Annotated in this window: 9 protein-coding genes; all 9 read left to right on the top strand. The window is 62.9% G+C overall.

Features of this window, described 5'->3' with window-relative positions; all coding sequences use genetic code 11:
* Nucleotides 1-478: 478 nt before the first annotated feature.
* Nucleotides 479-1561, top strand: coding sequence for a DUF1559 domain-containing protein (locus SINAC_RS34960; protein ID WP_015250259.1), 1083 nt, complete (start codon nt 479-481; stop codon nt 1559-1561).
* 45 nt (nt 1562-1606) lie between these two features.
* Nucleotides 1607-1840: a hypothetical protein gene (locus SINAC_RS34955; RefSeq protein WP_015250258.1), complete on the top strand. Its 234-nt coding sequence runs from the start codon at nt 1607-1609 to the stop codon at nt 1838-1840.
* 384 nt (nt 1841-2224) lie between these two features.
* Nucleotides 2225-3886 (top strand): kelch repeat-containing protein, encoded by a 1662-nt coding sequence (locus SINAC_RS34950; protein ID WP_015250257.1) that lies wholly within the window; start codon nt 2225-2227, stop codon nt 3884-3886.
* Nucleotides 3887-4191: 305 nt separating this feature from the next.
* Nucleotides 4192-4425 (top strand): hypothetical protein, encoded by a 234-nt coding sequence (locus SINAC_RS34945; protein ID WP_015250256.1) that lies wholly within the window; start codon nt 4192-4194, stop codon nt 4423-4425.
* A 100-nt stretch (nt 4426-4525) separates the two neighbouring features.
* The gene (locus SINAC_RS34940; protein WP_015250255.1) at nt 4526-6193 is read left to right on the top strand and encodes a kelch repeat-containing protein; all 1668 of its coding nucleotides are present in this window, start codon (nt 4526-4528) and stop codon (nt 6191-6193) included.
* Between the two features lie 398 nt (nt 6194-6591).
* On the top strand, nt 6592-8028 hold the full coding sequence (locus SINAC_RS34935) for a DUF1501 domain-containing protein (protein WP_020466578.1): 1437 nt from the start codon (nt 6592-6594) through the stop codon (nt 8026-8028).
* 43 nt (nt 8029-8071) lie between these two features.
* Nucleotides 8072-9007: a TolB family protein gene (locus SINAC_RS34930; protein ID WP_015250253.1), complete on the top strand. Its 936-nt coding sequence runs from the start codon at nt 8072-8074 to the stop codon at nt 9005-9007.
* 300 nt (nt 9008-9307) lie between these two features.
* The gene (locus SINAC_RS34925) at nt 9308-10474 is read left to right on the top strand and encodes an alkaline phosphatase family protein (RefSeq protein WP_015250252.1); all 1167 of its coding nucleotides are present in this window, start codon (nt 9308-9310) and stop codon (nt 10472-10474) included.
* Nucleotides 10475-10965: 491 nt separating this feature from the next.
* Nucleotides 10966-12924: an acyltransferase family protein gene (locus SINAC_RS34920; protein ID WP_015250251.1), complete on the top strand. Its 1959-nt coding sequence runs from the start codon at nt 10966-10968 to the stop codon at nt 12922-12924.

Genomic DNA, 12924 nt, shown 5'->3' with positions numbered 1-12924 from the left:
AGGAATTCAAAACGACCCTCTTGACGGTGCTACCCTCACTCAGTAGATTTGCTTTCGCTGAGACTGAATCTCAGTTGCAGCCAAATCAAATTGGGCTTCCGATGCTGGTCCCATCGGCGAGTTCCGTTTTCGATGCAGGGTTTTTCATGACGACGGGTTTTCCAGCCGTGGAATGCAGCGGCTCTCCCCGATCCCTCAACGTCGTGCCCTCCGTTCGGCTCTTTTGAGCGAGCCAGCCAGGGATCGAGCCCACTTACCTGCCGTTGCCTTCGTCAGGTCCTGAGCAAGCGGCCACGCCGTGGGTGGCTGTGTTAACGAGACAAATGGCGGCCGGCCCATTTTATTCCCGCCGCAAAAGACAAACGCATGGCCATCGAGGTCACCTCGAGGTCGGCTGACGGATAACATCGACTTGCAGGTGACCCGGCTCTGGTCCAGCCTGGTCATTGACCTCTGCTGATGGAAGAAGTGCCCTTTTATGAAGATTCATCCTGCGCAACCCCATCGACGGGATCGTGGCGGTTTTACGCTGATCGAATTGCTGGTGGTGATTGCGATTATCGCCGTCCTGATTGCCTTGTTGTTGCCCGCAGTTCAAGCGGCCCGCGAGGCGGCCCGCCGCATGCAGTGCACGAACAACCTCAAGCAGGTCGGCCTGGCGCTGCACAATTACCTGGGGACGCACAACGTCCTGCCGCCAGCCGCTCAGGGGGGACTGATGTCCGTGTACATGAACTACACGGGATATAGTTTCATTCTCCCTTATATTGAGCAGACCTCGGCGTACAACACGTTCAACTTCAGTCTGGTTTCGTCGGCCGGGATTCAGGGCTGGTCCCAGTGGGGCAACAGCACCGGTTTCGCCCTCCAGTTCGGCGTTTTTCTCTGTCCGTCGAACCGAGCGACGGGTGAGGCGGGAGCCACGACCAGCGACGGTTGGACAGTCTCGAAGGCGGCGGTCACGGATTACCTCTTCAACGGCGGGGCCAATCGTTACGTCGTCAAAGGTTATGGCGAGACCAATCTGAGCGGCCCCTTCGGCTTCGACACGGCCACGACCTTGGCCGAGATTCGCGACGGCACCAGCAATACGTTTTTGATGGGTGAGTCGGCCGGCGGCAACCAACGCAACAAATACTATGCTTCCGGCGCCGGGGCCAGCCGCGTCTGCCTTCCGCTCGCCTCTTACAATACCGCCGGGCCTGTCTATTACGATAACTTTATGTATATGGCGTATGGACGCTCCCGGACCTGGACTCAGGGGGGAACGACCTCGCGGATCATCGGGGGCCTGGTCGCTCGTACGGTGGACTTGGTCGGCTCTCCCTACAAGCTCAACGACTGTGGTGCCGAGTCCTATACAGACTTTACCGCTCCCGGTGTCCCTCTGCCGGGCGAAGGCCAGCGGTTGCCCAACTTCCGATCGTCGCACCCTGGCACGACGAATTTCCTGTTCGGCGACGGTGGGATCCGAGCGATCAAGGACTCGATCGCAGTCAGCGTCTATCAAGGTCTGTCGAGCATGGGCGGCGGAGAAGTGCTCTCCTCCGACAGTTACTGATCTTCAGGGCCCCAAGCCTGCCGCAAAGGAGCGGAATCTCTTGCAATGCGACGTAGCATCCTGGTCAAGCTTGGTCCGTTGATCCTGGTTTTCCTCGCAGCCGGGGTCCTTCCCGGCTGTAGTTCCGGGGGGATTGCCGAACCGGCCAGCCCCGTGACTCACGCCGAGTCCGAGGCGGCCAAGAAGGCGCGAGAGCAGGACGAGCAGTTACGGCTTCTCCGTACTCAGCAAGAAGCCAAGGCCCGCAAGCGGGTTAAGGGCCTGCCGGAAGAGGGCTAACCGGACGCGCTGCCCATCGCCACCGCCTCTACGTCGTCCACCGATCGAGATCGGTGGACGAATCACGGTTCATTCCCGTGCATGCAGAAGTCTTCCCGTTGGAGTGGATTCCTGGCTGCCCCGAAGGGGCGGCCGTTCCTAGCCAGGGGTGCAAGCCCCTTTGGGAACAAAATGAGCTCAAGTCAGAATTTTTTGTAGTCCCGGAGAGGCGACCGTCACAATGCGTAGGCTGGCTCTGACGGTCGCCCCTTCGGGGCTGCGGAACACCAAAGATGCCGAATCTTCTCCAGGGTTTCCCCCCCTTGGTTAGAAACGGTCGCCCCTTCAGGGCTGCAAAAGGCGCGTTTCTTTTCTGACCCTCGATAGTGAACTAAGGAGCGTACATTGATTTCGCGTCGTTTATTGAAGTCGTTCGTGGTCGCGCTGGCCACGGCGTCGATTCTTCCCCAGCTCGCCTGGGCGCACTTCATTTGGCTCAAGGCTGAACCGGCCAAGCAGCCCGGCGGGACCGCGACGATTCGGGCCTTCTTCAACGAAGAGCCTGAGCCCGATGCCGATTTCGTCAAGTACACCAAGAACCTCGAACTGAAGGTGGATGGCCAGCTTGTGCCGTCGACGCAGGGCGAGGCCTCGCGGAACGCCGACTGGGCCGGCAAGCTCCCCGCGACGGTCGACACCGAGCACGACCTGGGGGTGATGACCAAGGGGAAGAAGCCGTTCCGGCTTCAGTACACGGCCCGCGCTCAGTCCGGCCCGCTGGCACCCACCGCCAAGGAAGGGGCCGACAAGCTTCGGGTTCGCCTGATCGAGGACGGCGACAAGAAGCAGATCGAAGTCCTCTTCGACGGCAAGCCGGTGGCCAAGGCCCGGATCAAGGTCTATCCCGCGAGCGGCGAGCCGACCGATGCGGTAGCCGACGAGCAGGGGCGTGCGACGATCGCCGGGATCCCCGAAGGGACCTCCGCCCTCTGGGCCAACTGGGTCGATGAAACGGCCGGTGCGAAGGACGGCAAGGACTACGCCGAAACCCGCTACTACGCCACCTTCACCTATAACCCCGGAGCGCAGGCCCAGGACAGCGCCTCGACCAGCCCCGAGGTTCCGCCCACCAGCTTCGCCACGATGCCCGAGCCGGCTGTCAACAGCTTCGGCGGCGCCGTGCTTGGCAAATGGCTTTACGTCTACAGCGGCCATATCGGACGGACCCATCGCTACAGCGTCGAGACGACCGACAAGCACTTCCGCCGCCTGAATCTCGAGGACCGCACGACCTGGGAAGACCTTCCGCTCGAGAAGGATCTCCAGGGAGTGGCCCTGGTCGCTGACGACAAGGCCCTCTACCGGATCGGTGGAATGGCTGCGAAGAACAAGGCGGGCGAGGACGACGAGCTCTACTCGGTCGCCGACTTCTCCCGGTTCGACCCCGAGACCAAGACCTGGACCAAGCTTGCCGACATGCCCGAAGCCCGGTCGACCCATGACGCCGTGGTCATCGGCCGCACGGTCTACGTTGCCGGTGGCTGGACGATGGGAGGCGACTCCGATTCGTCGCCATACCCGAAGAGTGCGCTTGCGTTCGACCTCGATCATCCCGAGGCCGGCTGGAAGGTGATCCCTCAGCCGTTCCAGCGCCGGGCTCTCTCGGTCGCGGAGCAGGGGGGTAAGCTCTACGTTCTCGGCGGACTCGTCGGGGGCGGTATGAAGGTTGAGCGCCGTGTGGATGTCTACGACCCCAAGACCGAGACGTGGGCGCAAGGCCCCGAGCTTCCCGGCGGCGGTCGTACCGAAGGGTTCGGCACGTCGGCGTTCGCCGTCAACGGCCGGCTCTACTACAGCGGCGCCTCGGGCCGGATCTACCAGCTCAGCCAGGCCGGTGATGCCTGGGAGTCGATTGGTGCCTGGGCCTTGCCTCGAATTACCCACCGCGTCCTTCCCGGGCCGGGACGTACCCTCCTGGCTGTCGGCGGTAACGCCAAGGGACGCCAAACTCCCGTCATCGAAGCCATCCCCTTGCCTGAAACGCCCGCGCCTTCCGCTGGCGAATAAAGGTCATTTCCACCAAGGACTCCGTCCAAGGGGGACCCGAGCCGCAGCTCGGGCCTCCCTTTCTACAATGTTGACAGTCGCGAGCCGCTCGCGAATTGAACCTGTCCGTCTCATGTCCCTGCCTGGGGTGACTCCTCTCATAATTGATTTCCTGTTCGGTGATGGAGGCAATCGTGCGATCCAAACCTCGATCGTCAACGGCGGCGATGGAAGCCAGTCGACCAGGGGCATTGGAAACGTGCTCTCCTCCGGTCGCAACCGATCCGGGACACGAAACCTGCTGCAAAGGAACGGAACCTCTCGCAATGCGACGCAGCATCCTGGGTAAGCCTGGATCGTTGAGCCTGGTTTTCGTCGCCGTCGGAATGCTCCCCGGCTGTGGTCCAGGGGAAATTGCGGAACCCTCCAGCCCTGTCGTCAGCGCCGATTCCGTGGCGGGTAAGAAGGCGCGAGAGCAGGACGAGCAGTTTCGGACGCTTCGCCGTCAGCAAGAAGCCCAAGCGCACCGACGTACGAATGAGATGCCGGAGATCGAATGATTGGGGCCGACATCGACTTTGGAGGGGGCCCACTTTGCGAGACCTGTATGTGAGCCAAGGTTCCCTCGAGAACGCTTGTTTCATCAAAAAGGAGCGATCATTGATTCGTCGTCGCGTTTTGAAATCTTTTTTGGTTGCGCTGGCTACGGCGTCGATCCTTCCGCAATTTGCCTGGGCACACTTCATCTGGCTCAAGGTGGAACCGGCCAAGCAGCCCGGCGGCGCGGCGACGATCCGGGCGTTCTTCAATGAGCAACCCGAGCCCGACGCCGCGTTTGTGAAGTACACCAAAAACCTTCAGTTGAAGGTCGACGGCCAAGTCGTGCCGTCGACGCAGGGCGAGGCCTCGCGGAACGCCGACTGGGCCGGTAAGCTCCCCGCGACGGTCGACACCGAGCACGACCTGGGCGTGAAGACTAAAGGCGGAAAGACCTACCGCCTCCGGTACGCGGCAAGGGCCCAGTCGGGTCTCATCGCTCCCACCGCCAAGGAAGGGGGCGACAAGCTTCGGGTTCGCCTGATCGAGGACGGTGACAAGAAGCAGATCGAAGTCCTCTTCGACGGCAAGCCGGTGGCCAAGGCCCGGATCAAGGTCTATCCCGCGAGCGGCGAGCCGACCGATGCGGTCGCCGACGAGCAGGGTCGTGCGACGATCGCCGGGATTGCCGAAGGAACCTCCGCCCTCTGGGCCAACTGGGTCGACGCCACGCCGGGTACGATGGATGGCAAGGACTATCCCGAAACCCGCTACTACGCCACCTTCACCTACAACCCGACGGACCCCGGCTCTGCGAATGCTTCGAACAGCGACGAGGCTCTTCCCACCCGCTTTGCGACGATTCCTGCCCCGGCTGTCAACAGCTTTGGTGGTGCGGTGCTGGGGAAGTGGCTCTATGTCTATAGCGGGCACACCGGCCGGACCCACCGCTACGGTGCCGAGACGACCACGAAGAGTTTCCGCCGCCTGAATCTCGAAGACCGCACGACCTGGGAAGACCTCCCCGTGGAACAGGATCTCCAAGGGGGAGCCCTGGTCGCCGACGACAAGTACCTCTACCGGGTCGGCGGGATGTTCGCGAAGAACAAGGTCGGCGAGGCCCATGACCTCTACTCGGTTGCCGACTTCTCCCGGTTTGACCCCGAGGCCAAGACCTGGACCAAGCTTGCCGACATGCCCGAGGCCCGGTCGACCCACGACGCTGTGGTCGTCGGCCGGACCGTCTACGTGACCGGCGGCTGGACGATGGCGGGCGACTCGAAGTTGGCCCCCTATCCCACGACCGCGCTTGCGTTCGACCTCGATCACCCCGAGGGCGGCTGGAAGGTGATCCCTCAGCCGTTCCAGCGCCGGGCTCACTCGATGGGTGAGCAGGGGGGCAAACTTTTTGTCCTCGGCGGCCTCGTTGCGGTCAGCATGAAGGTTGTGAATCGTGTGGATGTCTACGACCCCAAGACGGGGACGTGGGCCCAAGGCCCCGACCTGCCTGCCGGCCTTCCCAACGAAGGGTTCGGCACGTCGGCGTTCACCATCGACGGCCGGCTCTACTACAGCGGTGCCACGGGGCGGATCTACCGACTCAACCCGGCCGGCGACGCCTGGGAATCGATCGGTGCCTGGGCCTTGCCGCGAACCACCCACCGCGTTCTGCCCGGCCCCGGACATACCCTCCTGGCCGTCGGCGGCAACGTCAAAGGCAAGCAGACCCCCGTGATTGAAGCCGTCACCCTGCCTGAAACCACCACCACCGCTGCTGCTGCCGGCGAGTGAGCTTCAGATCACTTCAACCAGAACTTGTGCAAAGGGGGCCTGAGCCGTAGCTCAGGCCCCTTTTTTTTCGTAATCGCTCGCCAGTGGGGGGACTCTGTACGCCGGATTCGTCTTGGGCGGCTCGATCGCTTGGGAAAGGGAAGATGACAACCACGAATGACACGAATTGCACGAATGAAAACAATAAGTCTTAATTATAAAATTTGAGTTTTGTTTTTTCTCTATTCGTGTCATTCGTGGTTAAATTTCCTCTTTCTGTCAGACTGGTGCGACTTGGGCCGTCCGAACGCTCGCTTCGCTTTGTTCTCGTCTGCTCTCTCCAAGAAGGCGGGAAGTGTGGTTCCTGGATCCGCACTCGTAAGTCTATTCCGTAGCGGGCGCTCTGGGATTCTGATAGCTTGCGAAGGGAGACAAAGGGGGAGGCCGGCGAGTTTGATGAGTTGAGGGGCGAAGCGATGCTCAACCTCGGGATGATCCGTGGGCGGACGTGCGGGGGGGCGTCGCGGCGAGCCTTCCTGCGGGTCGGTACGCTCGGGGCGCTTGGGCTGACGCTGGGTGATTACCTGGCGCTGCGGGCTTTGGGGGGGGATGGGGCCCCGCCGGCTCGGGCGGTGATCATGCTCTGGCTTTGGGGTGGTCCCAGCCACCTCGACACCTTCGATATGAAGCCCGATGCGCCGGTGGAGTATCGCGGCCCGTTCGACTCGATTGCGACGACGGTCCCCGGTCTCCGGATCTGCGAGCTCTTGCCTGGCCTGGCCCGCCGCGCCGATCGGTTTGCGTTGCTCCGTGGGATGCATCATGAGTCGAACGACCACGGGATCGCCGGGACGATCGCCTTGACGGGGACGATTGCCGGGGCGGTCGGGTTGGGGGGAGCCGAGAACAACCAGGCGATGCGTCCCAGCACCGGCGCGATCGTCGGCCGGTTGCGGCAGGGGAAGCCCGGCTCGCTTCCGCCGTACATTATCCTGGGCAATCCGCTGCACCAGGGACTCAAGCGGGTCGTCGGTGAGGGGGGCGGGTCGCTCGGCAGCACTTATGACCCGTTCCGGCTCGAGTATGAGCCGGGGGTCGGGCTGAAGCTGCCCGACGTGACACTCCCGGACGGGGTCAGCGCCGCCCGGCTCGGAGCACGGTGGGACCTGCTCCAGGGCCTCGACCAACCCGCCCGGAATGGGGACGCGGCGGTGACAGTCCCACCCGAACGGCTCAAACGGCACTACGAGCTGGCGCGGAACCTGATCGCCTCGGGCCAGAGCCTGGCCGCTCTCGACGCCGCACGCGAACCCAGGCGGCTTCGCGAGGCGTACGGGGCCCATCGATTCGGGCAGTCCTGCCTGATTGCGCGCCGGCTTGTCGAGTCGGGGATTCCCTTCGTCCAGGTCAACTGGAGCACGCACGTCGAAGGGCCCGAGGATGCGGGGGACGGCGGCTGGGACATGCACGACCGCTACTTCCAGATCATGCAGGACCGGCACGGCTGGATGTTCGACCGGGCGCTCTCCGCGCTACTCGACGACCTCCACGACCGTGGCCTCCTCGACACGACCCTGGTGGTGGCCGTGGGCGAATTCGGCCGCACGCCGAAGATCAACGACCGAGCGGGCCGCGACCACTGGAACAACTGCTACAGCGCCCTCGTGGCGGGGGGCGGCGTTCAAGGGGGCCGGGTCATTGGTGCCTCCGACCGTCGCGGCGAGCACCCCAGGGATCGCCCCGTCACTCCGGCCGATCTTGGGACCACGATCCTTGCCCGACTCGGCATTGATACGACCGCCCTCACCGGCGTCGGCCTCACCCCGATGGGTAGCGTGATTGAAGATTTGTTCTGATTTAATTGAGTCAGATCAGATCGGTGGATTCAGGCGTTTGTCGATGAACAGAACAGTCTTCTTGCTTTTTCTGGTTATATTCGCCCTCTCCCTTGGTTCGGAGGGGGCGGATCCCCCGCCGGTTTCCCAACAACAACCATCGGCCGGGCAGGTCGTCCGTCTGACTCATGACGGGCTCGACAAGCAGCGGCCGAGTTGGGCACCGGACGGGCACCAACTTTTGTTTGCGCGTCACGAGTCCGGTGGCTCGCGGATCTGGGAATACGTGCTCGATCTCCGGTCGCCTTCGTCCCCTGCGCGGCGGCTCACCGACCGCAAAGCACCGGAGTACAACGGGGTCTTCTCTCCCGATGGATCGCGGGTCGTTTTCACGGCAATCACCCTGTCCGGCACTCAGGGGAACCTCGATCTCGCCGCGATTCAGGCCGACGGCACGGGATTGAAAACGGTCGTCGCCGATCAGGGCAACCTCGCCCATCAGGACTGGCCATCGTGGTCTCCCGACGGCCAGCGGTTTGCCTTCAGCTCGACCCACGAAGGAAATCAAGAGATCTACACGGCCAAGGCCGATGGCTCCGACCTTATCCGGCTGACCCAGAGCCCTGGCCTCGATGCCCACCCCTGCTGGTCTCCCGACGGCCAGGTGATTGCGTTCGCCACCGACCGCTGGGAGGGCCTGGAACTCGCCGCGGTCCGGCCGGATGGGACCGGCTTGCAGCGTCTGACGCGCAGTCCCGGCCTCGACGACTATCCGGCCTTTTCTCCCGACGGGGCCTGGCTCGCCTTCGTCTCCAATCGCGACGGCCAGTTCGAAGTCTATCTCGCCGGCGCTGACGGCTCGGCCCCCCGGAACTTCTCGCAACACCCGCACCGCGACACCTTTCCGACCTGGACTCCCGACGGCCGGGGGATCACCTTCGTCTCGAACCGCGACGGCGGATTCGACATCTATACCCAGACCCTGGTGCCGGCGAAGTGATCGCTCCCCCCCGTTCCGGAAATGCCCTCCCCCCCCTGGGACCGCGGGCGACCCGCCCGCTCTTTGTTTTTTTTTGATAACTTATTAAGTTAATATAATTGAATCAAAATAAATAGAATTGATGGCGGGGCGCCCGCGGTCCCAGGGGGGGGAGAGAGACAGGGCCTCGGCGGCTGCTGGCCTGACCGGGTGCGAGAATCGGCCGAACTGGTTAGAATATCGCGTTCTTTCCTCAAAGGACCCAAAGGCGCACCGGTCGCCAGGTCGCTCTCCACGCCCAAGCCGGACAGGATGCTCCTCATGACGACAGTCCCTCGGCTCGTTTTCGCGCTCTCGCTTGCCGTTTCCCAGGTCGGCACCACGGTCTCGCGGGGAGCCGAACCCGCGTCTCAACCCCCACTGGCGACCCGCAACGTTGTCCTGGTGACGACGGACGGCCTGCGGTGGCAGGAGGTCTTTCGAGGCGCTGAGGAGTCGTTGCTCAACAAACAGGATGGAGGGGTCGCCAAGGTGGACGCCCTGCGTCGCGAGTACTGGCGCGAGGGGGTCGAGGCTCGCCGCGAGGCGCTCATGCCGTTCCTCTGGAAGACCGTCGCCCGCGAGGGGCAACTCTACGGCAACGCCGACAAGGGAAGCACGGCACGTGTGACCAACGGGAAGAATTTCTCCTATCCCGGATACAACGAGCTGCTTACCGGGGCGCCCGACCCGCGCATCAATAGCAACGACAAGAACGACAACCCGAACGTGAGCGTCTTGGAGTGGCTCAACGGCAAGCCTGGCTATCAAGGCAAGGTCGAGACGGTCGGCTCGTGGGACCTCTTTCCCTACATCCTGAACGTCAAGCGAAGCGGCCTGCCCGTCAACGCGGGGTGGGAGGCGATGACGCTGGCCGGCAAGTCGCTCAATGAAAGTCAGACCCTGCTCAATCGGATCATGATGCAGTCGCCCCGCCTCTGGGAAGATTGCCGGCACGACGCGTTCACCTTCCCGGTCGCCATGGAAACGCTCAAAACCCAGACCCCTCGGGTGCTCTACGTCAGCCTGGGGGATACCGACGAGTTTTCCCACGGCGGTCGCTATGACCATTACCTCAGGGCCGCGCACGACGTCGATGCGGACCTCAAGATGCTCTGGGACGAGCTGCAATCGCGCCCGGAGTACCGGGGCACGACCACGATGATCGTGACGACCGATCACGGCCGGGGCGACCCGCCCCGGGGCTGGCGCGACCACGGTGAGAAAACGAAAGGCTCGGACGCCATCTGGATCGCCGTCATCGGTCCCGATACCCCGGCGCTCGGTGAGCGTCAGGACACAGCCGTCGTGACCCAGAGCCAGGTGGCTGCGACGCTGTCGGCTTTCCTCGGTGAAGATTATCGCGCTGCCGTCCCAACCGCCGCGCCGCCGATCGCCGAGGCCATCGGCCGCACGAGCCAGGCGGCGGCCGTCTCGGCGCAGCCTTAATGCTTTGATGGTTCAGCCTTGGGACGTATTTTGCCTGTGCGTCCAGGCCTCTGGCTGGGGGCTTGCAAACCTCTCGCGGGTGGAACTGGTTTGTGTGTAACCCGTTCCATCCGAGAGTGTTGTGTGTATTGCTCAGGCGGATCGCGGATGCCGCGAGGTCAACACCTCAAGTAAGCTTTGCCCGCTCGATCAGGTTGCATTTTTGGTTCAAATGCGGTTGCGGGATTGCCTTCCCACTTATGATGTCAAGAGTGGTCGACCTGCGCGACGAAAGATTAAGATGAGGGGCCGAGAGTTCGACCCAACGAGGTGCGCAAGGCGAAGTGATCGAATCGGTTGATCTTAACGGATAGGTCCGCTGAGATTTCGACTCTCCCCCAAGATCAGTGAGTCGCAATACCGGCGGTTGCATTTGAGCGTTCCGCCTGGAGTGGTTCTCCCGGAATGGAATCATCGGGGCAGCCGAGGTATCGCGAAGGAACGTGGTATTCATGGACGAGACCAATGCCAGGATGGCACGCCCCGCGCGTGCGAATGGACGAGCGGGAGGGGCTCCGCCTGCAAAAGGTGGCGATCCGGCTCAGCTTGGTCATGCCCTCGAGTCGTTGCGGGTGGTGACCACCTTCTTGGTGGTCCTCTATCACGCTGCGTTGACCTACGTGGCGACTCCGCTCCGATTGACGATGTGGGTCGCCTACGACGCCTCGGCGTACGTCGGCTTCGACGCCTTCATCTATTGGGTGAACGGGTTCGCCATGCCCGTGTTCTTCCTGGCTGCGGGAGTTTCCGCCCCAGCGGCCTGTGAGTCGCGCGGTCCTCGCGTTTTCCTGAACCATCGGGCGCATCGATTGTTGCGTCCTTTGTTGTTCGGTTGCCTGACCGTCCTGCCCGCGTTCTATCTGATCTGGGGCTACGGCCTGATGGCCACCGGCCGCTGCGACCTCGGCCACATCCTGAGCTGGCGGTTCCCCCCCGCGGTCCGTCATAACCTCTACGGTCTAGGGCACCTCTGGTTTCTCGAGTACCTCTTCCTGGTCTGCATCCTCTGGTGCGGGGCCTGGACGTTGCAACGCAAGTTTCGCCGTCGGTCGGAGACACCTCGGGATCCGGAGGCGGAGGCGTTGACGACGCGGCTACTCGGCTCCGCGTGGCGTCCCCTGCTGTTCGCGATCCCGACGACCCTGATCTTTCTCGTCGACTCGGACACGATGCTCCGGGTCGACAACGTGATCGTCCCGAACCTCTTTCGCTTGCTCCATTACGCCTTCTTCTTTGCCGTGGGGGGATGGATCTCCAAGGTCCGCGAGCCCAAGCAACGGCTCATTCCTTATAGCGGGCTCTACCTGGGCCTCTCCCTGGTTCTGTTCGGGGCGATGTTGCCCCTGTTGCTCCAGCATACGGCCTCGCCGCTCCAGGGATGGCTGCGGATTCTCTTCTGCGGGCTCGCGGCTCTGTTCTCCTGGTTGACCGTCTTTGGTGCGCTGGGCGTGCTCCTTCGGTTGGTCCAGGGGAGGGGAGCCACCATGAGGTTCCTCAGCGAGGCGTCGTTCTGGATCTACATCATCCACGTGCCGATCGTGGCGCTGATGCAGGTGCTCCTTTTGCCTCTCGCCTGGCCTGGCCCGATCAAGTTCTTGCTGGTTTCGGCCGTCGCGATTGTCCTCAGCGTTCTGAGCTATGAAACGATCGTCCGCCGGAGCGTGGTTGGAGAGATCATCAACGGAGCCCGGAAGCGGACGACGAAGCCCGGCCGCTTCAGTCCGGAGTTCGGCTGGAAAGTTGTGCTCGGCCTGGCGACGCTGCTCTTGGTCGGCTTCGTCTGGTCGTCACGCGGGTTCCTGGGGGGCAACAATCTCCATGTGGAAGAACCCGGCCGGCTTTACCGAAGCGCCCGCCTCAGTCCGGCCGACCTTGACGCTCTGATCCGTCGCGAGGGCCTGCGAACCGTTGTGGCCTTCACGGGCGACCCGCAACGCCATTCCTGGTTCGCGAAATATCAGAAGATCTGTCAGGCACGCAAAGTTGAGCTTTATACGATCAACCTGCGCGATGAAGTGATCCCGACTCGAAATGCGTTGATTCAGCTGGTGGACATCCTGGAGCATTGCCCGCGTCCGGTGGTCGTGCAGGGGTATCGGGGGATCGATCACAGTAGCTTTGCGGCTGCCGTCGCCAAGCTGCTCGATGGTGCGACTCTGCCGGTGGCGTTCAAACAGTTCGGCATGAGGTACGGCCAATTCGGGGTCCCCGAATATTCACCGTTAGGGCTGACCCTGCTGAGCTATCAGGATTGGCTGAATGCCCATCACTGGCCACATACCGTCGAGCGGTTCCGGGACTGGGTGCGCAAGGAATATCTTGTCACCTCGTTTCCTGACCGTCCTGGTGACGCAAATCCCCGGTCCAAGCTGCTGGCGAGAAATGCGCCACCGTCGGCGGTCACCCGTTGA

It is taken from the genome of Singulisphaera acidiphila DSM 18658 (assembly GCF_000242455.2).
GTDB classification, from domain to species: domain Bacteria; phylum Planctomycetota; class Planctomycetia; order Isosphaerales; family Isosphaeraceae; genus Singulisphaera; species Singulisphaera acidiphila.
The sequence above is the reverse complement of the archived record's forward strand: the minus strand, read 5'-3'. Positions and strand labels throughout refer to the sequence as shown.